Genomic DNA, 23,595 nt, shown 5'->3' with positions numbered 1-23,595 from the left:
TATGCTTGCCGGGGTGTAGTCATCAGAACGAAGCTTTAATCCCGATCATGGCTGAAGTATCGCTGTAGCCTTTGTCGCCAGCCTGCTGCGCGACGTTACCCCACAGGGCGACGTTCTTCGTCAACTGACCTTCGACACCGGCTTTCAGTTCGCCGATGTTGCGGGTGCCTTTCAGGTTCACATTTTCACCGTTCATCGAGACGCCAAAGTCTTCGGTGTTGTGGATCCAGTTGGCTTCCACAAACGGCTGAAAGGTACGGTTGTTACCGTCGTCCCGTTGATTGTGACCCTTGCCGAACAGACGTACGCCGACGCGGGTCTGGAGGTTGCCATCGCCGTTGCCTTCCACGCGGGTACCGTTAACTTCTTTGTGCTCATCCGCCTTCACGCCCATCCAGGTGACCTGCGCTTTGGGCTGAATATACAGCGAGTTACGTTCGCTTAACGCCACCAGTTTCCAGGTATAGCCGGATTCGACAGACGCGGTGAACCCGCTGGAATCATACTCTTCCGACTCAACGTCACGACCGGAAACGGTGTTATCGAACCAGCTGTACTGCGCCCAGGTGTCAACGTATGCCCCTTCGTGAGTGGCATTGTCCTGCAGCCAGGTACCGTACAGACCGACGCTGTAACCGCTGACGCGACTGTCAGCCCGGTTGTCGTTACGCTGGTTTTCCGCACGGCTCTTCTGGTTGGCGTAACCGGCCATCAGACCCAGGTGGTAACGGTCGGCGTTGTCCGAAGACCACTGCGCGATGTCACCACCCAGCTGCATGACATAGCGGTTGCTCTGCATATTCAACTGGTCGCTGCTGTCTTTCTGACGGGTATGCCCGCCGACATTACGCAGCCACAGGCTGGTGACTGCTTCCTCGCCGGTCAGCGCGTCAACATAATGCGTTTCACCCAGACGATCCTGTAAACGGGTGTTAAACATCGTGTTCGCCGCCTGCAGGTTCATACCGTACAGACCGGCTTCCGGACGTATCGCGTGTTCACGCGGCGTCGGGGATGGCGACTGCGGATCGACAGGAGTACCAGGCGATGCTGGGGTAGCCGGAGACAGCGCGCTGCTCAGGTACCAGTTCCGGGTGTTCTGGCCTTCGCCGCGTTGCAGGGTGTAGTCATAGGCGCCCGCCACGATACGGCCATTCTGTCTGAATTCCCCGGCGGAATTACCGGCGACGCTGATAAGTTCAATACCGTTCGTCGTCAGTCCACCCGCGCCTCCGGCGTTCAGCACGCTGACGTTCGTCGTGCCCGACGTGTTGCCCGTCACGATCAGCCGGTCAGTGGGCGACGCGTCATCGCCCAGTTGGGTGTTCATCACAATGTTACCGTTCGCACCGGTATAATCGCCATTCACCCTCAGGGTCTTGAAGCTCGGGGCCACACGCGTCAGTCTACGATTCTGCGCACCGGTCGGCATAAAGGTCAGCGTGGAGTCATCCAGCGTCAGGTGAGTAAGCTGAGAACTTTTGGTCATGTTCCAGGCCGAACCTTCCGCCAGCGACAGGTTATTCACCGCGTTGTCACGGGTGACTGTCCCCCCGACGAAACGCGACTGGCTGGTCGCACTGATGTCAACCACGGCGGAATCACTGGCTTCAACCGTACCGACAATCTGCACGTTCTGCGGATTGATCGTGACGCGGGAGCCAGCGTTTTCAGCCAGAATGGCGGTGGCATCCGGGTCGTTGTAGCTCACCCCCATCTGCACCCCACCGTTCAGTGTGATTTCACCGCCTTTATCCGCACGAACATAATGCCAGCTACCGCTACGAGTGGTATCGACAACATCAATGGTCAGGTGACCATTAATGTCGATTTTACCCGCCGTCAGCGCATTTTTTTTACTGGCCAGAATACCGGTCCCGGTCGTCTGCTGGTGTCCCTGGGTATCCAGCGCGATGTTCAGGACATTACCGGTATATTGCGAAGATCCCATTGAGTCGACGCCATCAAGAACCGTCCTGTCCGCACCGGATTTCAGTAGCAGTGTTGTTGTACCGTGGGTGGTGATAAACGAATCCAAATTGATGCCCGAAGGACCATCAGAAAGCCAGATTGCGGATGCGACTCCCCCAACTGCATTGGCGGTGACATCGACAGAGGTATCGCCAGACGCTTCGATATAGCCGCCGTTAGCATTAATACCATCTGCAAAATCATCGGCAACGGATTTAACCGTGGCATTCTGATAGTGAACAAGTGAGCGATCGGTTGCGCTTTGCGATTCCGAAACAATCCCCACGGCATATTCTGTACTTTTATTATTAATAATAATATTTTCAGCGTCGATGAAACTGCCTTTCTTCGCATAAACGCCAAAAGCGTGTCCATTCGCCCCGGTTGCCGTTGCATTCACCGTGGTGTCACCGGTTAAGGTAATAACGCCATTATTCTTATCAGAATAGATACCCGTGATAGCCTTACCATCACGCTGGTGACTGATGTTTATGGTTAAATCATCGGCAATAATCACGCCTTTTTGTGCACGATAGGCGTCACTGGTTCCCCCCGCAGCGATAATGCCGACGGCGAACAGAAAATGATAATCTTCATCAAGCGCCAGGTCCGGGCGTCCATTAACCGTACCCGGAATAAAATCCCCGGTAATTTGATTCACCGTAGAGCCTGACCCTAAATTGATTGTTCCGCTATTGGTAACGTAAACGGTGCCTGGGGCGAGTGTAAAATCGCCATTTTCAAATTCGCCCCATGCGTTAACGATTGGCGTTCCTCCCGGGTTGGTAATCGTAATCCCGCCATTGTTCGCCACGGAAAGGGTGTTATTTTCCCCAGCGGTACTGACTATTTTATAGTCGCCACCTTCCGTAAGGATGCCACTCCCGGTGATAATCCCTTCATTATTGTCATAGATTTTTGCACAAAGATTATTTGCCACTAACAGGCTGCCGATCAACACCGCCATTGTCGTTAATTTAAATTCTTTCATATCCATATTCGCATTTTTAATAGACAAATGCAGTCCGTAATATATTATATTTACCGTGCTGCGTTCTTTGTTTTCAAAACTAAAAGAGAGTTATTTCATTTTTGCCATAGCTGACGAATCCTTTCCGTGGTTCACGTCGTGTGATAATGAGTTATTTTTCATGTTGCTTAAGAAATAACAAATGAATTGATCTTACGTAACTAAATAAATCGATTGATGATGAATAAAAATAAGTACTTACAGATTAAATAATTTTAATTATTCATTGAATTGGGTTATAGGGTAAGATAAAGGTGGTGATTTATCTTTATGATTTTTAACGAATTTAATTTCTTAACTCAAATTTAAGATTAATTAAGAACGTTTAAGAAGAGATTTAAAATAGCAAGCATAAGAAAGAAAAATAAAGTCGCCCGGTAAGGAGAATCTTTACCGGGCGGCTTTTAAAAATCGACCGCCCATTGCGCGTGAAACAGGATCACCGCGTTGCCGGATATCGTGACTTTCACCGGTTGGTTATCCTGAATCATCACGTCAATATCAACGATGCCATCGCGGCCTAATGCCCGTCCCTGATGGCCTTTCACCCGCAGTAATTTCCCGTCATGTTGTAATAAATGATGATGCGCTAGCCAGGCGCCCATTGGACCATTGGCATTGCCCGTCACCGGATCTTCCACAATACCAATTGCCGGGGAGAACATACGTCCATCAGTTTCATTTTTGCCCGGACGGATCTGGAAAGGGAAAAAACCGTTGCAGCCAATTTGCTGACTGATGGCGCAAAGCGCAGAAAGGTCGGGGGCGAGGGCGTCAATATTGACCTCAGGCTTCAGCGGGATCATCACTTTAGAATGACCGGTCGAGGCAACCTGAATCGGCAAACCCGGCAGCATCGCGTCTTCACTCAGGTGTAACGCACGAAGAATGGCGGCGCGGATGTCGCCTTCGAGCGGCGCATCGAAGGAGGGCGTGCCTTGTTCCAGCGAGATACGATAATCGTCGCACTCGTGGCGGATCTCAACCCGGTGACGTCCCGCCAGCGAGGTTTGCCATACCGTGGTATCGCCCAGTCCCAGTACCGTGGAACGGACATAGTGTGCCGCGACGGTGGCGTGTCCGCAAATCGGCACTTCGACCGTCGGAGTAAAGTAGCGAATGCGCACATCGCTGTCGTCGCTTCGCAGCAAAAAGGCCGTTTCGGAGTGACGCAATTCGCGGGCAATCAGTTGCATCTGGGCGTCGCTAAGGCCGTCAGCATGCAGGACAACACCGGCGGAATTGCCGCGAAAAGGAGTTCTGGTGAAGGCGTCAACGTGGTAAACCTGTGGTTTCATTATCATTCTCCTTGAGCTGGAGAAGCATCATAACGTGCAGCGTATCGGATGGCGATGCCACCGGGATGAACACGCTTTTCGGCTGAAACGAACAATCGCCCGGCAGATTGCTCTACCGGGCTGGCGGGTTATCGACGGGAACGCACGATCTGGTAGCGACGACTGAAGTACTCAAACGGCGCGCTCCAGACGTGAACCAGGCGGGTAAACGGGAAGAGCAGGAAGATGGTCATCCCCAGCACCAGGTGTACGCGGAAGATAATCGCGACGCCGTCCAGGTGAGCGGAAGCCCCGCCACGGAAGGTCACAACCGACTGCGCCCATTCCACCAGTTTTAACATTTCACTGCCGTCCGGGTGCTGTGCGGAGAACGGTATCGTGCTTAAGCCCAGAATGCACTGAATCAGCAGAATGCAGAGGATCAGAATATCCGCCGTGGACGAGGTGGCCCGGATGCGGGGATTGGTCAGACGACGCACCAGCAACCCGGCGCCGCCGACCAGCGTCAGCACGCCGCAGATCCCGCCCGCAATCATCGCCATCTGCTGTTTCACCGCAACCGGCAGGAACCAGGCGTACATCCAGTGCGGGGTTAACATCCCGAACAGGTGACCAAAGAAGATCCCCAGAATGCCGATGTGGAACAGATTCGACCACAGGACCATCCCGCGTTTGTCCAGCATCTGACTGGAGGACGCCCGCCAGGTGTACTGCCCGTAGTCATAGCGCAACCAGCTGCCGAGGATAAAAACCGTCCCGCACAGATAGGGGTAGATGTCGTAAAAAAAGACGTTCAGGAACTGTATCATTTCGGGCCTCCCGCGCTGACGTCGACGTACTGCGGCGCCACGTCCTGGCTAAAGCGTCGTTGATATTGCTGTAATGGCGAACTGTCACAGGCCGTGGCGTTATCTTCGATAAATTTCACCTGTTCTTCTTCCCAGACGGCATCCAGCGCCTGACGGGTATCATCACGCGTTTCAGTGCCCACCTGCTTCGTGACACTGTCACTTGAAAGAGGACTGCCCGACAGTGACAGCAGGGCATCGAATAGCTGATACCACGGCGTGTCACGCTGCTTTAAACGTCCACCCAGCAGGGCCAGAATCGGCGCAACGTTCTGCAAGCCTTCGCGGGCTTCCGCTTCCGGCAGCACGCTCAGGTATTCCAGATACAGCGGCAGATGGTCCGGCAGCTCACGACAGTCGAGCTGCAATCCCACCTTCTCGTACTGCGCCAACAGATCCACCATCGCCTGACCGCGATCGCGGGACTCCGCATGAACGTGCTCGAACAGCAGTAGCGAGGTGGCGCGCCCACGGTCAAACACTTCGCACCATTCGGCCTGTTTATCGAGCAGCGGCGCGCTGAGCAGGGATTCCGTGAAGTCGGTGAGCATCGGCGCATCCTGGCGCACCAGCGCCAGCGCGTCGTCCTTACACGCCCACAGCCACTCATCCGGATACTCCATCAGCAGGCCAATCACCTTGAGGATTTGCATTATTCACCCTCCGCCTTGTCACGCACTTCGGTGATATTGATGGCGTCAATGCGACTGCTGTTGAACAGGTTGAATTTAGTATCGGAACCGTGGCACCCGTCGCCGAAGGAGAAGCCGCAGCCGTTTTTCTCCGGGAAGGCATCGTGCGCCATTTCACGGTGGCTGGTCGGGATCACAAAGCGGTCTTCGTAGTTGGCAATCGCCAGGTAGCGATACATCTCTTCAATCTGTTCAACGCTTAAACCCACTTCGTCAATCGCGCGGGTATCGGTGACGCCTTCCACGGTTTGCGAACGCATATAGTGGCGCATGGCCATCATGCGCTTCAGCGCACGCAGCACCGGCCCGGTGTCGCCAGCGCTCAGCATGTTGGCGAGATACTGCACCGGGATACGCAGGCTTTCGATTGCCGGCAACACGCCGTCGCTTTTGGGCAGTCCGCCCGCATCGGCGTAGGACTGAATCGGCGACAGCGGCGGCACGTACCAGACCATTGGCAGCGTGCGGTATTCCGGATGCAGCGGCAGCGCCAGCTTCCAGTCCATCGCCATTTTGTAGACCGGCGATCGCTGCGCCGCGTCGATAACGTTTTGCGGGATCCCCTGTTTCAGCGCTTCTTCAATTACCGCCGGGTCATGCGGGTTCAGAAACACGTCGCACTGACGCTCATAGAGATCGGTTTCATGCTCAGTGCTGGCCGCTTCTTCAATGCGATCCGCATCGTAGAGCAGTACGCCAAGATAGCGGATACGGCCAACGCAGGTTTCCGAACAGACCGTCGGCTGACCGGATTCGATGCGCGGATAACAGAAAATGCATTTCTCTGATTTGCCGCTTTTCCAGTTGAAGTAGATTTTTTTGTACGGGCAACCGCTGATGCACAAACGCCAGCCTCGGCACTTATCCTGATCGATAAGCACAATGCCGTCCTCTTCACGCTTGTAGATGGCGCCGCTCGGACAGGTGGCGACACAGCTTGGGTTCAGGCAGTGTTCGCACAGGCGCGGCAGATACATCATGAAGGTATTTTCAAACTGGCCGTACATCTCCTTCTGGATCTTGTCGAAGTTACGGTCACGGGCGCGCTTTTCAAATTCGCCGCCGAGCAACTCTTCCCAGTTCGGCCCCCAGATGATTTTGTCCATCCGCTTGCCGTCAATCAGCGAACGGGGACGGGCGGTGGGCACATGTTTTCCTACCGGCGCGCTGTGCAGATGCTGATAGTCGTAGGTGAACGGCTCGTAGTAATCATCGATTTGCGGAATGACCGGGTTGGCGAAGATTTTAGTGATGACGCCCATCTTGCCACCCAGACGCGGTCTGATCTTGCCATTCACGTCACGCACCCAACCGCCTTGCCACTCCTCCTGATCTTCCCAGTTTTTCGGATAGCCGATGCCGGGTTTCGTCTCGACGTTGTTAAACCACGCGTACTCCATCCCTTCACGTCCGGTCCAGACGTTTTTACAGGTGACGGAGCAGGTGTGACAACCAATGCATTTATCGAGGTTCAGTACCATGCCAACCTGTGAGCGTATCTTCATTTTTTCGCCTCCTGTACCTGATCCCGACCTTCATCATCCAGCCAGTCAATATTCTTCATTTTTCTAATCATGATGAACTCGTCGCGGTTGGAGCCGACGGTGCCGTAGTAGTTAAAACCGTAGGCAAGCTGCGCATAGCCGCCGATCATGTGCGTGGGTTTCGGGCATACGCGGGTGACGGAGTTGTGGATCCCGCCGCGCATACCGGTGACTTCCGAACCGGGGATATTCATGATGCGTTCCTGCGCGTGGTACATCATGGTCATGCCTGGCGGCACACGCTGGCTGACCACCGCACGGGCGGTGAGGGCGCCGTTGGCGTTGAAGGCCTCGATCCAGTCGTTATCCTCAATGCCGAGCTCTTTCGCATCCGTTTCACTGATCCAGACAATCGGCCCGCCGCGCGACAGCGTCAGCATCAGCAGGTTTTCGCTATAGGTGGAGTGAATGCCCCATTTCTGGTGCGGCGTCAGGAAGTTCAGCGCTTTCTCCGGGAAGCCGTTGGGCGGAATTTCTCGCATCTCACTGACGCTGCGGGTGTCAATCGGCGGGCGATAGGCAACGAGACTTTCACCGAACGCGCGCATCCACTGATGATCCTGATACAGCTGTTGACGGCCGGAGAGTGTGCGCCACGGGATCAGCTCATGAACGTTGGTATAGCCCGCGTTATAGGAGACATGCTCACTTTCCAGACCAGACCACGTCGGGCTGGAGATGATTTTGCGCGGCTGCGCCTGGATATCGCGAAAACGAATCTTCTCGTCTTCTTTGTTGAGCGCCAGATGGGTATGCTCGCGCCCGGTCATCGCGCCGAGCGCTTCCCATGCCTTCACAGCGACCTGACCGTTGGTCTCCGGCGCCAGCGCCAGGATAACTTCCGAGGCATCGATTGCCGTTTCAATCAGCGGGCGGCCTTTCGCCGGGCCTTCGCGCTTGGTGTAGTTAAGCTTGCCGAGGAAATCGACCTCTGTCTGGGTGTTCCACGAGATACCTTTACCGCCGTTACCCAACTTATCCATCAACGGTCCGAGCGAGGTAAAACGCTCGTACGTCGCGGGGTAGTCGCGTTCCACCACGGCGATGTTCGGCGCGGTTTTTCCGGGGATCAGCTCGCATTCCCCTTTACGCCAGTCCTGAATGTCGAACGGCTGCGAGAGTTCGGCCGGTGAATCGTGCTGTAACGGTTGCAGCACCACGTCGGTTTCTTGTCCCAGATGACCGACACAGACCTCGGAAAAGACGTTGGCGATGCCTTTGTAGATTTCCCAGTCGCTTTTCGATTCCCACGCCGGATCCACTGCCGCCGACAGCGGGTGAATAAACGGATGCATATCCGAGGTATTCATGTCGTCTTTTTCGTACCAGGTGGCGGTCGGCAGCACGACGTCGGAGAACAGACAGGTGCTCGACATCCGGAAATCGAGCGTCACCAGCAGGTCGAGTTTGCCTTCGATCGCCGCAGACTGCCATTCCACCTCTTCTGGTTGAATACCTGCGCTGGAACCCAGCGCTTCTCCCTGAATACCGCTCTCGGTACCGAGTAAATACTTGAGCATGTACTCATGGCCTTTACCGGAAGAACCGAGCAGGTTAGAGCGCCAGACGAACAGGTTACGCGGATGGTTCTTGCCGCTGTCCGGCTGTTCGCAGGCAAAACGAATATCGCCGGATTTCAATGCCGCAACGGTGTACTCCGCAGGCGACAAACCGGCCTTTTCGGCACTGGCTTTGATTGTCAGCGGATTGAGATTGAGCTGCGGCGCAGAGGGCAGCCAGCCCATGCGTTCGGCGCGCACGTTGAAATCGATCAGATGACCGGTGAATTTTGAGGCATCCGCCAGCGGTGACAACAGTTCCTGGGCGGTCAGTTTTTCATAACGCCACTGGCTGGCGTGATTGTAGAAAAACGAGGTGCTGTTCATCTGGCGCGGCGGGCGGTTCCAGTCGAGTGCAAAAGCCAGCGGCAGCCAGCCGGTCTGTGGACGCAGTTTTTCCTGGCCGACATAGTGCGCCCAGCCGCCGCCGCTTTGCCCGACACAGCCGCAGAAGACGAGGATGTTGATCATTCCCCGGTAGTTCATGTCCATGTGATACCAGTGGTTGACACCGGCACCGAGGATAATCATCGAGCGACCGTGGGTCTTATGCGCCGTATCGGCGAACTCACGGGCGATGGTTTCAATCTGAAAACGCGGCACGCCGGTTATCTGTTCCGCCCAGGCTGGCGTGTAGGCTTTCACCTCGGAATACGCAGTCGCTGCGTACGCATCTTCCAGACCGCGATCGAGGCCGTAGTTCGCCAGCACCAGATCGTAGACGCTGACCACCGGGCATCGGCTGCCATCGGCAAGCGTCAGTTGCTTCACCGGCAGCTGGCGCACCAGTACGGGTTCCTGCTTCACGCTGCGAAAATGCGGGTTTTCGTTGCCGCCGAAATAGGGGAAGGCGACGCCCAGCACCTCGTCATGCTGACCGAGCAACGACAGTGACAGTTCGGTTTCTGACCCTGCTGCCAGCGTCTCAAGGTTCCATTTGCCTTTCTCACCCCAGCGGAAACCGATCGAGCCGTTAGGCGCCACCAGTTCCCCGGCGCTATTACAGGCGACGGTTTTCCACTCCGGGTTATTGCTTTCACCCAGACCATCGACCAGATCCGAGGCGCGCATCATCCGTCCGGGCACGTAACTGCCGTCCTCGCGAGGGTCCAGTAATACCAGCATCGGCATATCGGTGTAGCGGCGGCAGTAGTTGAGGAAGTAGTCGCTGGGATTATCGAGGTGAAATTCTTTTAAGATAACGTGTCCCATCGCCATCGCCAGCGCGCTATCGGTGCCTTGTTTTGGCGCCAGCCACTGATCGCTCAGCTTGGCAACTTCAGAGAAGTCGGGGGTAATGGCGACGGTTTTGGTGCCTTTGTAGCGGACTTCGGTAAAAAAGTGGGCATCCGGCGTGCGTGTCTGCGGTACGTTGGAGCCCCAGGCAATGATATAGCTGGAGTTGTACCAGTCGGCGGATTCGGGAACGTCGGTCTGTTCGCCCCAGGTCATCGGCGAAGCTGGCGGTAAGTCGCAGTACCAGTCGTAAAAACTCAGGCAGGTGCCGCCGAGCAGGGAAAGATAACGGGTACCGGCGGCGTAAGAGACCATCGACATCGCCGGGATCGGCGAGAAGCCAGCGACGCGGTCCGGGCCATACGTTTTCACCGTCCAGACGTTAGCGGCGGCAATGAGCTGGTTAAGTTCTTTCCAGTTGGAGCGAATAAACCCGCCGCGGCCGCGCACCTGCTTGTAGCTCTGGCACTTTTGCGGGTCATTCATGATTGAATCCCACGCCAGCACCGGATCGGTATGAGAGGCCAGGGCGTCGCGCCACAGTTCAATCAGACGTTTACGCACCAGCGGGTATTTCAGACGGTTGGCGCTGTACAGATACCAGGAATAGCTGGCGCCGCGCGGACAGCCGCGCGGTTCATGGTTGGGCAGGTCCGGACGCGTACGCGGGTAGTCGGTTTGCTGGGTTTCCCAGGTCACCAGGCCATTTTTGACGTAGATTTTCCAGCTACAGGAGCCGGTACAGTTCACCCCGTGGGTCGAACGAACAATCTTGTCAAATTGCCAGCGCTGACGGTAGCTGTCTTCCCAGTCCCGGTTGGTATGCATCACCTGACCGTGACCGTCAGCAAAGGTGTCACCCTTTTGTTTAAAGTAACGGAAGCGATCCAACAGTTTACTCATGACATTTCTCCTGCTCCATAGGGTCTTGTAGGCCGGATAAGGCGCAAGCCGTCATCCGGCATTGCGTGATTGCCTGATGGCGACGCATGGCGTCTTATCAGGCCTACGTCAGTTGTTGTTATTTTTGTTGTGGTTTACGGCGGCCATAGACCAGCCAGGTCACCAGCACGCAGACGATGTAAAACACCAGAAAGATTTTCATGGCGCCGACGGGGGAACCGGTCATCGCCAGCGAACTGCCGAAAGCTTTAGGAATGAAGAAGCCGCCGACGGCACCAATCGCGGAAATAAAACCCAGCGCCGCGGCGGTGTCGGTCACCGCTTCACGCTGCGCCTGTTCGTCGCTGCCGCCGCGCAGTTTCACCTTGTAAATAGTGAGTTGGCGGAAGATGACGGCAATCATCTGGAAGGTAGAGCCGCTGCCCAGTCCGGCGGTCAAAAAAAGCCCCATAAAGACCAGATAGAAGGCGATAAAACTGCCGGAACCTGAGCCGGGCAGCGTCAGAAAGAGCAGGGCCGAGAACAGCGCCATGAAGATGAAGTTAATCAGCGTCACGCGCACGCCGCCGAACTTGTCGGAGATGACCCCGCCCGCAGAACGCGCCAGCGCGCCGATAAACGGGCCAAAAAACGCCAGATTGAGGATATTCACGTCCGGAAACTGCGTCTTCGCCAGCATGGCAAAGCCAGCGGAAAAGCCGATGAATGAGCCGAACGTTGCCAGATAGAGCAGGCTCAACAACCAAAGATGAAAGCGCTTGAGCACCGGCAACTGAGAGGCGATAGAGGCTTTGGAACTGGCGATGTCATTGGTGCCAAACCAGGCGGCTATTGTGGCCATCGCCAGCAGCGGCACCCAGATCCAGGCGGCATTTGCCAGCGAAAGCAGCGACCCATCGGGTTGCGGTACGCCCTGAACGCCGAGGAAGGCGAATATCGGCAGGAAAATCACCAGCGGCGCAGCCAGTTGCATCACGCTGACGCCAAGATTGCCCAGCCCTCCGTTCACCCCCAACGCGCTGCCTTGCTTCGCTTTCGGGAAAAAGAAGCTGATGTTGCCCATGCTGGAAGCAAAGTTTGCGCCGGCAAAACCACACAGCAGCGCAATGATGATAAATACCTCGAAAGGGGTGGTGGTATTTTGCACCGCAAAGCCGAGCCAGACGCAAGGAATAATCAGTATCGCGGTGCTAAAAACCGTCCAGCGACGGCCGCCAAATATAGGCACCATAAAGGAGTAGGGAACGCGTAATATTGCACCAGAAAGAGAAGGTAATGCGGTTAATAAAAAGAGTTGATCGGTCGTAAAATTAAAACCAATTTTATTGAGATTGACGGCGACAGCGCTGAATAGCATCCAGACACAGAAGGCAAGTAACAGACAAGCAACTGAGATACAAAGGTTTCTTCGTGCTATGTGCTTGCCCTTATTCTCCCAAAATGCGGGATTTTCCGGCTTCCAGTCACTTAAAAGATAACGATTATTTTTCTCATTTTGTCGCGCCATATTACCCCTCACATGCACATGTGTTCATGAAAAAAAAGAAATAGTCTGCGCAAGAGCGCTATACGCCCTTTTTGGAATTTATTGATGCTTTTAAGAATATTGATGAAAGGATAGATAAAAATGCGCAACCACGCGGAGTGAAGGGGGAATAACAGGTTGCTTAAGTGTTACCAAATGTAAATTAAAAATATAAGTGGTTAACATTCATTCGTTCAGGAAAAGAGCTCCAGTGCAATCATGCGATCCAGATGGCGATCAAACGCCGGATCGTCCATCTCCTGAATGCCGAGTACGTACATGCCATCAAGACCGCACACCAGCGCGATCAAGCGCCAGGCGATGTCGGCGGGAGCCGAGGTGGTGGTGAACTCTCCGGCGGCGAGTCCGCTTTCGATAATGGCGACCGTCTCTTCATGCCACATGCGCATGGTGAGGAGGTAGGCGCTTTTAATTTCCGGGTCTTTATCCGCAAGGATCTGCGCTTCACGCCAGAGCTTAATATAGGGTTCGAATCCGCGGTCATCGCTGCCCAGCGTGGCGTGCAGACGCGTGCGCCAGGTGGCATCTTTCGAGACGAGCTCCGCATCCAGCAGGGTGCGAATAAGACGGACAAAGGCCTGCGATTTGAGTTCTCCGGCGGAGGTGAAATGGTGATGAACTTGACCGGTTGCCACTTTCGCTTCTGTGGCGATCCGCCGCACAGTCATGGCGGAAAAACCGTCTTCGAGCGCCACGCGCATGGCCGCCTGCAATATCACTTCGCGACGCTCATCTTTATTCAGATAGCTCATACCACCTCCATTCTTGCCGGAGAGGCAGTGTATCAAAAAAGTTGGACATACGTTCAATTTTCCGTAGGATCGGCAAAGCTGGACGTGTGTCCAGTTTGTTTTCGAAGGGAGTTTTATGTTTCGTCAGTGGTTAACGTTAGTGATTATTGTGTTGGTCTACATTCCTGTTGCGATTGATGCAACGGTGCTGCACGTTGCCGCCCCCACGCTGAGCATGACGCTGGGCGCCAGTGGCAACGAACTGTTGTGGATCATTGATATTTACTCGCTGGTGATGGCAGGGATGGTACTGCCGATGGGCGCGCTCGGCGATCGCATCGGCTTTAAACGCTTGCTGATCCTCGGCGGGGTGCTGTTTGGCCTCGCGTCTCTGGCCGCCGCTTTTGCACACACCGCCAGTTGGCTGATTGCCACCCGTGCCATTCTGGCGATTGGCGCGGCGATGATCGTGCCAGCCACGCTGGCCGGGATCCGCGCTACCTTTTCGCAAGCGCGCCACCGCAACATGGCGCTTGGCGTCTGGGCGGCAGTGGGATCGGGCGGAGCGGCATTTGGTCCGCTGGTTGGCGGTCTGCTGCTTGAACACTTTTACTGGGGCTCTGTGTTCTTAATCAATGTGCCGATTGTACTGGTCGTGGTGGCACTCACCGCACGCTATGTGCCGCGCCAGGCAGGACGCCTCGATCAGTCGTTGAATCTGGGACACGCTATTATGCTGATTGTCGCGATTCTGCTGCTGGTCTACAGCGCGAAGACAGCGCTGAAAGGACATGTTGCCACCGGCGTTATTGCGCTGGCGCTGCTGAGCGGAGCGCTACTTCTGGCGCAGTTCGTACGCATTCAGCTTGCCGCGAGCCGTCCCATGATTGATATGCGCCTGTTCACCCATCGCATTATCTTAAGCGGGGTGGTGATGGCAATGACGGCGATGATTACGCTGGTTGGTTTTGAGCTGTTAATGGCGCAGGAACTGCAGTTTGTTCATGGCTTAACGCCGTATCAGGCGGGGTTATTCATGCTGCCAGTGATGCTCGCCAGTGGATTCAGCGGGCCGATTGCCGGGATGCTGGTGTCGCGACTGGGGTTGCGGAAAGTGGCAACCGGCGGGATGGCGCTGAGTGCCCTGAGTTTCTATGGGCTGGCGGCAACGGACTTCAGTACCCAGCAAATCCAGGCCTGGGGGTTAATGGCGCTGCTGGGATTCAGCGCGGCCAGCGCCCTGTTGGCCTCAACGGCGGCAATCATGGCAGCAGCCCCCGCAGAGAAAGCGGCAGCGGCCGGGGCGATCGAAACGATGGCCTATGAGCTGGGCGCGGGGCTGGGGATTGCCATCTTTGGTCTGTTGCTCAGCCGCAGTTTTTCGGCGTCGATTGCGCTGCCTGATGGTCTGAATGCCGGGGAAATCGCACGCGCCTCATCGTCGATGGGTGAAGCGGTACAACTGGCACAGACGCTGCCTTCGGCACTGGCGGATCCGCTTCTGCTGGCCGCAAAGCAGGCTTTTACCTGGTCGCACAGCGTGGCATTAAGCAGTGCCGGAAGTATGCTGATTCTGCTGGCGGTGGGCATGTGGTTCAGTCTGTCGAAGGCCGCACGCGAGTGATTCAATGGGTGAACTGGCAGCGGTTATCCAGCTCTTCAACTTCCTTTCCGCTCAGACGGGCGTACTGCCCCGTGAGTTGCCAGAACGCGGGCTGTGTCTCGGTATAAATCTCGGCGGCAAGGATCAGACGACGACGATCGACCCCATTAAATTCGAGCAGCGTCCAGGGAATAAAATAACGCTCGGTGTCGGTTAACGTGATCCACAGTGGGCAACCACAGCCGGAACAAAAATAGCGCTCGCCGCGCGGAGACGACGCAAAGTGAGCCGGTTCAGGCGCATCGGGATCCATCATCGGTTGTCCACAGGCTTCCAGATACATGGCGATACCGCCAGACCATTTCTGGCATATCGTACAGTGACAGGCATAGACGTCCAGGGAATCGACATCGACCGTGAAATGGCTCTGCCCGCAGAGACAACGTCCTGTATAGGTTTGCACGGCATTCTCCTTATGGCCGGTTTAACATCGGGGAAAAAAAACCAGCCCATCGAGGGCTGGCTTTTTGTACTGCGCAATTCTAAAAATTAGAACTGATAGGTCAGACCAACGGCAACGATATCGTCAGTGCCTACACCAGCAGCACGAGTAAAGTTGCTTTCGTCGATCAGGTTGATTTTGTAATCAACATAGGTAGACATGTTTTTGTTGAAGTAGTAGGTTGCGCCAACATCAACATATTCAACCACATCCTGATCGCCCCATGCACCCAGGTCTTTAGCTTTGGATTTCAGGTAAGCCAGGGACGGACGCAGACCGAAGTCGAACTGGTACTGAGCAACAACTTCAAAGTTCTGAGTTTTGTTCGCGATATGATCATCACCGAACGGAGTCATGTTGCGAGTTTCAGAGTAGGTGGTTGCCAGATAGATGTTGTTCGCATCATATTTCAGGCCAGCAGCCCACACTTCAGCGTTGTCACCGGAAGCATTCAGGCTGTTGTTACCGTAAGCAACCTGGCTGTCAGTACGGTCAGATTTCGCATAAGCAGCACTTGCAGCAAAACCTTCATACTCATAGCTGGTGGACAGACCGTAGCCGTCACCGTTCGCCTGGTGCGGGTTACGGGAGTTTTCGTTTTTACCCTGATACTGAACCGCGAAGTTCCAGCCTTCAACCAGACCGAAGAAGTCTGCGTTACGGTAGGTTGCAACGCCAGTGGTACGGGCAGTCATAAAGTTGTCAGTCTGAGTCCAGGTATCACCACCGAACTCAGGCAGAACGTCGGTCCAGGCACCAACATCGTAAGCCACACCGTAGTTACGGCCATAATCGAAAGAACCGAATTCACCAAATTTCAGACCGGCAAATGCCAGACGAGTTTTGTTGCCTTTGGTACCGTCGGATTCGGTGTTGTTGCCTTTGAATTCATATTCCCACTGGCCGAAACCGGTCAGTTGATCGTTAATCTGCGTTTCGCCTTTGAAACCCAGACGCGCATAAGTTTTGTCGCCATCATCGCCGTCATTGTCAGAGAAGTAGTGCAGAGCGGTAACTTTACCGTACAGATCCAGTTTGTTGCCGTCTTTGTTATACACTTCTGCCGCATTCACGACGCCTGCTGCCAACAGGCTAGTCACTGCCACTGCAACTAATTTAAGTTTCATTGTTAATAATCCTTATAATTTTCTTAGAGTGATTCCTGAACCACTGTTGAACGAATTGCTTCATCAATGGCAGACTATTTTTAAATGACGCAGCAGTACCAATTCAATAATAAGTTTCATCTAATTGCAGATTATTTCCGTTTGTGTGATCCAGATCTACTTAAGGCAAATCTGAGGCGCGGAGATTCTTAAAAATAACCTTTCATGCAATATTTTCGAGGGGGATTATATACAGGGAATTGGTCATTAAATGGGGTTATTTACAATGTGTACTATATACGCATTAATAATTACAAAGCCGTGCAATCCTTTAATTATTTAGCGTATTCTTAGCATAAATTTAACATAAATATAAAGATTAAATATCCCGGTAAGATAAAATAAATAAATCCTAATCAGCTCTGCAATAAAGGTATGGCAGAGCCTTCAGAAAAAGCGAATAAGAATTTTCCAACAATTACTAAATATCCTAAAAAATGACAGATGATTTATCGTCACGTGAAGGATGACGTCCGGGCCAGAAAAGGGAGCGACCCGGTGATAGCGTTATGCGCGACGTGTGGCCCACCAGCAGAGCAGCGAACCAACGCAGACCATGATGGCACCTTGCCAGAATGTGAACGACAGCGGGGCGCTCAGCAGCACGGCGGCCAGCGCAGATGACAGCACCGGGGTGAAATACGATCCTACCGCCATGATAGTGACATTCCCGTGCAGAATCCCCACGTTCCAGGCGGCATAAGCAAAGCCCAGCGTCAGGGCGGCAGAGAGGAGTTTAATCACCACCGGTGTACTGAACATCATTTCGGGCTGCGGCGTCAGAAAATAGTGAACCCACAAACTGAGTGCCGTCAGTAAAACGAAGACCGTAATACCATTAAACCCTCGTGCATATTTATTGGTCACGGTACAGTAGGTCGCCCAGATAAAAGCGCCGAGAAAGGCGAGAAAATAGCTCAACGGACTGCTGGTGATATTGCTGATAATTTCTCCAGGATTCAGACCATTTTCGCCCCCCAGCACCCAACAGATACCGGTTATTGCGAGCAGGATGCCGGGAACGATTATCCAGGTGGTTTTTTGTCCATTGAACAAAATTGCGAATAAAACCGTCAGACTTGGCCATAAATAGTTGACCATACCGACCTCAATCGCCTGATGACGTGTTGCGGCATAACCCAACGATAACGCCAGACATATTTCATAACTGACAAACAGCACGCTACCGGCGATTAAATAACCAACGGGGAAACGACGGATATTGGGAAATCCCACGGTAAATATCAGCAGCAGTCCACTTAATGAATAGATCGCCGCCGCGCCACCGACCGGCCCAAGCCCTTCACTGACGCCACGAATCAGACCCACCATTGTGCTCCACAGCACAATTGCAATAAGTCCAATCAGCGTTGCTTTTTTCTTCGTCATTCTGTTTGCCGTTTCCCGTACCTTGTCTAAAAAGAAGCTGAAATATATAGCACTTTTTAAGCGAAATTATCCAGGCGAATACTGAGAGGGGTTACCACCTTAGTGGTATATAAAACCGACAATTGGGACTATTTAGTAGCGGAACCGTTTCGTTATTGATTTGACTCAAAAAAAATAAGGGTATTGCTGTTAGTTTCCTCGGCGACATGACAACTCTGGAAAAAGAGGGAAAGCAATGAACGTCAGCCGCAGAAAGTTTTTTAAAATCTGCGCGGGCGGTATGGCTGGAACAACGGTTGCTGCATTGGGATTTACCCCCAAAATGGCACTGGCTCAATCGCGAAATTATAAGCTGTTGCGCGCGAAAGAGATCCGAAACACCTGCACATACTGTTCCGTAGGTTGCGGGCTATTAATGTATAGCCTGGGAGATGGAGCAAAAAACGCCAAAGAAGCGCTTTATCATATCGAAGGGGATCCGGATCATCCGGTGAGCCGTGGCGCATTGTGTCCGAAGGGTGCCGGTCTGCTGGATTACATCCATAGCGAAAATCGCCTGCGTTACCCGGAATATCGCGCGCCAGGTTCCAACAAATGGCAGCGCATTAGCTGGGATGAGGCACTCACCCGCATTGCTAAACTGATGAAGGCCGACCGTGATGCCAACTTTATCGAGAAAAATGAACAGGGCGTAACGGTAAACCGCTGGCTTTCCACGGGGATGCTCTGCGCCTCCGCCGCCAGTAATGAAACCGGCATGTTGACGCAAAAATTTGTGCGCTCACTCGGCATGCTGGCAGTAGACAACCAGGCACGCGTCTGACACGGACCAACGGTAGCAAGTCTTGCTCCAACATTTGGTCGCGGTGCGATGACCAACCACTGGGTTGATATCAAAAACGCGAACGTCGTGATGGTGATGGGCGGTAACGCCGCTGAAGCCCATCCAGTGGGATTCCGCTGGGCGATGGAAGCGAAGAACAACAATGACGCCACGTTGATTGTTGTCGATCCCCGTTTCACCCGTACCGCCTCGGTTGCCGATATTTATGCGCCGATTCGCTCCGGCACGGACATTACGTTCCTGTCTGGCGTGCTGCGGTATCTGATTGAAAATAACAAAATTAATGCCGAATACGTCAGGCATTACACCAACGCCAGCCTGCTGGTGCGGGATGATTTTACCTTTGATGACGGTTTATTCAGCGGTTATGACGCGGAAAAACGGCAGTACGATAAGTCGTCCTGGAACTACCAGTTCGATGAAAACGGCTATGCCAGACGCGATGAAACCCTGTCACATCCACGCTGCGTATGGAATCTGCTGAAACAGCACGTTTCCCGCTATACGCCGGAGGTGGTAGAGAACATCTGTGGGACACCGAAAGCTGACTTCCTGAAAGTGTGTGACGTACTGGCCTCCACCAGTGCAGCGGATCGTACCACTACGTTCCTGTATGCGCTGGGCTGGACGCAACATACGGTCGGGGCGCAGAACATCCGTACAATGGCGATGATCCAGTTGCTGCTCGGCAACATGGGGATGGCAGGCGGCGGCGTTAACGCGCTGCGCGGTCACTCCAACATTCAGGGCTTAACCGACTTAGGTCTGCTCTCAACCAGTCTGCCGGGTTATCTGACGCTGCCGTCAGAAAAACAGAGCGACTGGCAGACCTGGCTTAACGCCAACACGCCGAAGGCCACACTGGCGGATCAGGTGAACTACTGGAGCAACTATCCGAAGTTCGCCGTCAGCCTGATGAAATCGTTCTACGGCGATGATGCACGCAAAGAAAATGACTGGGGCTTTGACTGGCTGCCGAAATGGGATCAGGCCTACGACGTCATCAAATACTTCAACATGATGGATAGCGGGAAAGTCACCGGCTATATCTGTCAGGGCTTCAACCCGGTGGCGTCCTTCCCGGACAAAAACAAAGTGGTTCGCAGCCTGAGTAAGCTGAAGTACATGGTGGTTATCGATCCGCTGGTGACTGAAACCTCAACGTTCTGGCAGAACCACGGTGAGTCGAACGATGTTGATCCGGCATCGATTCAGACCGAAGTGTTCCGCCTGCCGTCCACCTGTTTTGCCGAAGAAGATGGTTCCATCGCCAACTCCGGACGCTGGCTGCAGTGGCACTGGAAAGGTCAGGATGCGCCGGGTGAAGCGCGTAACGACGGCGAAATTCTGGCCGGGCTTTTCCATCGTCTGCGCGAGATGTATCGCACAGAGGGTGGTAAAGGCGTGGAACCGCTGCTGAAAATGCGCTGGGACTACAAACAGCCGGATCATCCAGAGTCAGAAGAAGTGGCGAAGGAGAACAACGGCTATGCGCTGGCCGATCTCTATGACGGCAGTGGCGTTCTGATTGCGAAGAAAGGGCAACTTCTCACCAGCTTTGCACAACTGCGTGATGACGGGACAACCTCGTCTTCCTGCTGGATCTACACCGGTAGTTGGACGGAGAAGGGCAACCAGATGGCCAACCGCGATAACGCCGACCCGTCAGGGCTTGGCAACACGCTGGGCTGGGCATGGGCATGGCCGCTGAACCGTCGCGTGCTGTATAACCGCGCCTCTGCGGATATTAACGGGAAGCCGTGGGATGCGAAACGGATGCTTATCCAGTGGGACGGGGCGAAATGGACGGGTAACGATATCCCGGACTTCAACACCGCGCCTCCGGGCAGCGCAACCGGGCCGTTTATCATGCAGCCGGAAGGGTTAGGGCGTCTGTTTGCCCTTGATAAGCTGGCAGAAGGTCCGTTCCCGGAACACTACGAGCCGATGGAAACACCGCTCGGAACCAACCCGCTGCATCCGAACGTGGTGTCCAGCCCGGTCGTACGCATCTATGAAGATGACGTGCAGCGCTTAGGGAAAAAGGACGCGTTCCCGTATGTCGGAACGACCTATCGTCTGACCGAGCACTTCCACACCTGGACCAAGCACGCGCTGCTGAACGCCATCGCGCAGCCGGAACAGTTTGTGGAGATCAGCGAAACGCTGGCCGCCGCCAAAGGAATTGGCAATGGCGACTACGTGACGGTGACCAGCAAGCGCGGATTCATTCGTGCGGTTGCGGTGGTCACGCGTCGTCTGCGTACGCTGCACGTCAACGGTCAGCAGGTTGAAACCGTCGGGATCCCGTTGCACTGGGGTTTTGAAGGGGTGGCGCGCAAAGGCTATATCGCCAACACCCTGACGCCAAACGTCGGTGACGCAAACTCACAAACGCCGGAGTACAAAGCGTTTTTAGTTAACATCGAGAAGGCGTAAGGGGGCGAGCATATGTCTTTGGAAACGCAGGACATCATCAAAAAGTCCGCAACAAATGCGATCACGCCGCCGCCGCAGGCGCGTGATTACAAAGCCGAGGTCGCCAAGCTCATTGACGTCTCCTCCTGCGTGGGCTGCAAAGCCTGCCAGGTGGCCTGCTCTGAGTGGAACGACATCCGCGATGACGTGGGGCACTGTGTCGGGGTGTATGACAACCCCGCCGATCTCAGCGCTAAGTCCTGGACGGTGATGCGTTTTAGCGAAACCGAACAGAACGGCAAGCTGGAATGGCTGATTCGAAAAGACGGCTGTATGCACTGTGAAGATCCGGGCTGCCTGAAGGCGTGCCCGTCTGCCGGGGCGATCATCCAGTACGCCAACGGGATCGTTGATTTCCAGTCCGAGCACTGCATTGGCTGTGGCTATTGCATCGCCGGGTGTCCGTTTAATATTCCGCGCCTCAATAAAGAGGATAACCGCGTCTATAAATGTACACTCTGCGTCGATCGCGTCAGCGTCGGTCAGGAACCGGCCTGTGTCAAAACCTGTCCGACCGGAGCGATTCATTTCGGCACCAAACAGGAGATGCTGGAAATGGGCGAGCAGCGCGTCGCGAAACTGAAAGCGCGCGGCTACGAACATGCAGGTGTCTACAACCCGCAGGGCGTAGGGGGCACACACGTGATGTATGTTCTGCATCACGCGAATCAACCGGAGCTCTACCACGGTTTGCCAAACGAACCGAAAGTCGACACGTCTATCAATCTGTGGAAAGGGGCGCTGAAGCCACTGGCGGCCGCCGGATTTATCGCCACCTTTGCCGGGCTTATCTATCACTACATCGGTATTGGCCCGAACAAGGAAGTGGACGATGAGGAGGAGGATCATCATGAGTAAATCGAAAATGATTGTGCGCACGAAGTTCATCGACCGCGCCTGTCACTGGACGGTGGTGATTTGCTTCTTCCTGGTGGCGTTGTCGGGGATTTCGTTTTTCTTCCCGACGCTGCAATGGCTGACACAAACCTTCGGTACGCCGCAGATGGGACGCATCTTGCATCCGTTCTTTGGTGTGGCTATCTTCATCGCGCTGATGTTCATGTTTGTTCGTTTCGTCCATCACAACATCCCGGATAAGAAAGACCTTCCGTGGCTGAAGAACATTGTCGAAGTGCTGAAAGGCAACGAACACAAAGTGGCGGATGTCGGCAAATATAACGCCGGACAAAAGATGATGTTCTGGTCGATCATGAGTATGATTTTTGTGCTGCTGGTGACCGGCGTGATTATCTGGCGTCCGTACTTCGCGCAATACTTCCCGATGCAGGTGGTGCGTTACAGCCTGCTGATCCACGCGGCGGCGGGGATCATTCTGATTCACGCCATCCTCATCCATATGTACATGGCATTCTGGGTGAAGGGATCGATTAAAGGGATGATTGAAGGGAAGGTGAGTCGCCGCTGGGCGAAGAAACACCACCCACGCTGGTATCGTGACATCGAGAAAGCAGAAGCGAAAAAGGAGAGTGAAGAAGGGATAAACTAAGTCTCTTTTTCACCAATAAAGGCTTCACCGATAAAAAGGCGCTACACAAGTAGTGCCTTTTTTTTGCCATCAAAACGTCATGCCTCTGTCATCACCAAAACCTAACGTGTTGTCTTCACAAATAACCGAAGAGTTAACCGACAATGCATCTGGTCAAAACATTACTCGCTGTAAGCGTATTCCTTTGTGCGTCAGTTCAGGCGCAGAACATCCTCGACTTTCCACAACCGGAGAACAATCCGGAAGAGTTTTACGCCGTGACGGAAATTCCTGCCGGTGGGATCATTAAATACGAAACCGACGCGAAAACTGGATTCATCTTCGCAGACCGCTTCCAGTCAATGCCGGTAGCTTATCCGGCAAACTACGGCTCTCTGACCCAGTCACTGGCGGGCGACGGCGATCCGCTGGACGTGATCTTCTACACCCGCGCCCCGATGGCACCGGGAACGCTGATCAAACTGCGTGCGATTGGCGTTCTGAAGATGATTGATGGCGGTGAGAAGGATGACAAAATTGTGGCGGTTCCCGTCAGCAAAATTGATCCTACCTATGACGACATCAAGGAAGTGGCCGACCTGCCAAAAATTGAGGCTCAGCGCCTGGAATCGTTCTTCCGGATCTATAAAGAGTTACCGGACGCGCGTAAAAAAGTGGAGCTGAACGGCTTTAACGACGCGGCGACCGCGAAGCAGGAAATCAAACAGGCATGGGACGCCTGGAAAGCGAAAAATCCTCAGCAATAAGC

16 protein-coding genes are annotated in these 23,595 nt (G+C 54.2%); 5 read left to right on the top strand and 11 right to left on the bottom strand.

Going from position 1 to position 23,595, the window contains the following annotated elements:
- Positions 1 to 22: 22 nt before the first annotated feature.
- The 8 genes from F384_RS07255 to F384_RS07220 all read right to left on the bottom strand — a co-directional run bounded on the left by F384_RS07255 (position 23) and on the right by F384_RS07220 (position 13,379).
- The gene (locus F384_RS07255; RefSeq protein WP_080950059.1) at positions 23 to 2,962 is read right to left on the bottom strand and encodes an autotransporter outer membrane beta-barrel domain-containing protein; all 2,940 of its coding nucleotides are present in this window, start codon (positions 2,960 to 2,962) and stop codon (positions 23 to 25) included.
- Between the two features lie 443 nt (positions 2,963 to 3,405).
- Entirely contained in the window at positions 3,406 to 4,299 is an 894-nt protein-coding gene (locus F384_RS07250; protein ID WP_046480885.1) for a PhzF family isomerase, read from the bottom strand.
- A 128-nt stretch (positions 4,300 to 4,427) separates the two neighbouring features.
- Positions 4,428 to 5,108, bottom strand: coding sequence for a respiratory nitrate reductase subunit gamma (gene narI, locus F384_RS07245; RefSeq protein ID WP_046480884.1), 681 nt, complete (start codon positions 5,106 to 5,108; stop codon positions 4,428 to 4,430).
- A complete protein-coding gene (gene narW / locus F384_RS07240) occupies positions 5,105 to 5,800 on the bottom strand; it encodes a nitrate reductase molybdenum cofactor assembly chaperone (RefSeq protein ID WP_046480883.1) in 696 nt (231 codons plus the stop codon). Before narW ends, narI begins: the two co-directional genes overlap by 4 nt.
- Entirely contained in the window at positions 5,800 to 7,344 is a 1,545-nt protein-coding gene (gene narH, locus F384_RS07235) for a nitrate reductase subunit beta (protein WP_046480882.1), read from the bottom strand. Before narH ends, narW begins: the two co-directional genes overlap by 1 nt.
- Positions 7,341 to 11,081: a nitrate reductase subunit alpha gene (locus tag F384_RS07230; protein ID WP_046480881.1), complete on the bottom strand. Its 3,741-nt coding sequence runs from the start codon at positions 11,079 to 11,081 to the stop codon at positions 7,341 to 7,343. Before F384_RS07230 ends, narH begins: the two co-directional genes overlap by 4 nt.
- Positions 11,082 to 11,199: 118 nt before the next feature.
- On the bottom strand, positions 11,200 to 12,588 hold the full coding sequence (locus F384_RS07225) for a NarK family nitrate/nitrite MFS transporter (protein ID WP_046480880.1): 1,389 nt from the start codon (positions 12,586 to 12,588) through the stop codon (positions 11,200 to 11,202).
- Positions 12,589 to 12,800: 212 nt separating this feature from the next.
- On the bottom strand, positions 12,801 to 13,379 hold the full coding sequence (locus F384_RS07220; protein WP_046480879.1) for a TetR family transcriptional regulator: 579 nt from the start codon (positions 13,377 to 13,379) through the stop codon (positions 12,801 to 12,803).
- Between the two features lie 115 nt (positions 13,380 to 13,494).
- Here F384_RS07220 and F384_RS07215 point away from each other — a divergent pair, with 115 nt between their 5' ends.
- Entirely contained in the window at positions 13,495 to 14,982 is a 1,488-nt protein-coding gene (locus F384_RS07215; protein ID WP_046480876.1) for an MFS transporter, read from the top strand.
- A gap of 1 nt (position 14,983) precedes the next feature.
- Here F384_RS07215 and F384_RS07210 read toward each other — a convergent pair whose 3' ends face one another.
- The 3 genes from F384_RS07210 to yddG form a co-directional block, all read right to left on the bottom strand.
- A complete protein-coding gene (locus F384_RS07210; protein ID WP_264371192.1) occupies positions 14,984 to 15,361 on the bottom strand; it encodes a GFA family protein in 378 nt (125 codons plus the stop codon).
- Between the two features lie 149 nt (positions 15,362 to 15,510).
- Complete coding sequence (gene ompC / locus F384_RS07205; RefSeq protein ID WP_046480873.1) at positions 15,511 to 16,590, bottom strand: porin OmpC; 1,080 nt, start codon at positions 16,588 to 16,590, stop codon at positions 15,511 to 15,513.
- 546 nt (positions 16,591 to 17,136) lie between these two features.
- Entirely contained in the window at positions 17,137 to 18,018 is an 882-nt protein-coding gene (gene yddG, locus F384_RS07200; protein WP_046480871.1) for an aromatic amino acid efflux DMT transporter YddG, read from the bottom strand.
- 235 nt (positions 18,019 to 18,253) lie between these two features.
- Between yddG and fdnG the strand changes: the two genes are divergently transcribed.
- The 4 genes from fdnG (at position 18,254) to F384_RS07175 (ending at position 23,593) form a co-directional block, all read left to right on the top strand.
- On the top strand, positions 18,254 to 21,301 hold the full coding sequence (gene fdnG, locus F384_RS07190; protein ID WP_080949899.1) for a formate dehydrogenase-N subunit alpha: 3,048 nt from the start codon (positions 18,254 to 18,256) through the stop codon (positions 21,299 to 21,301).
- A gap of 12 nt (positions 21,302 to 21,313) precedes the next feature.
- On the top strand, positions 21,314 to 22,198 hold the full coding sequence (gene fdxH, locus F384_RS07185; protein ID WP_046480867.1) for a formate dehydrogenase subunit beta: 885 nt from the start codon (positions 21,314 to 21,316) through the stop codon (positions 22,196 to 22,198).
- Positions 22,191 to 22,847, top strand: coding sequence for a formate dehydrogenase-N subunit gamma (fdnI, locus tag F384_RS07180; RefSeq protein ID WP_046480865.1), 657 nt, complete (start codon positions 22,191 to 22,193; stop codon positions 22,845 to 22,847). The genes fdxH and fdnI overlap by 8 nt, the downstream gene beginning before the upstream one ends.
- A 143-nt stretch (positions 22,848 to 22,990) precedes the next feature.
- Positions 22,991 to 23,593 (top strand): inorganic diphosphatase, encoded by a 603-nt coding sequence (locus F384_RS07175; RefSeq protein ID WP_046480863.1) that lies wholly within the window; start codon positions 22,991 to 22,993, stop codon positions 23,591 to 23,593.
- Positions 23,594 to 23,595: the final 2 nt, after the last annotated feature.

Source organism: Citrobacter amalonaticus Y19, from assembly GCF_000981805.1.
Lineage (GTDB): Bacteria > Pseudomonadota > Gammaproteobacteria > Enterobacterales > Enterobacteriaceae > Citrobacter_A > Citrobacter_A amalonaticus_C.
Note: the sequence above shows the minus strand (reverse complement) of the source record. Positions and strands in the feature narration are given on the sequence as shown.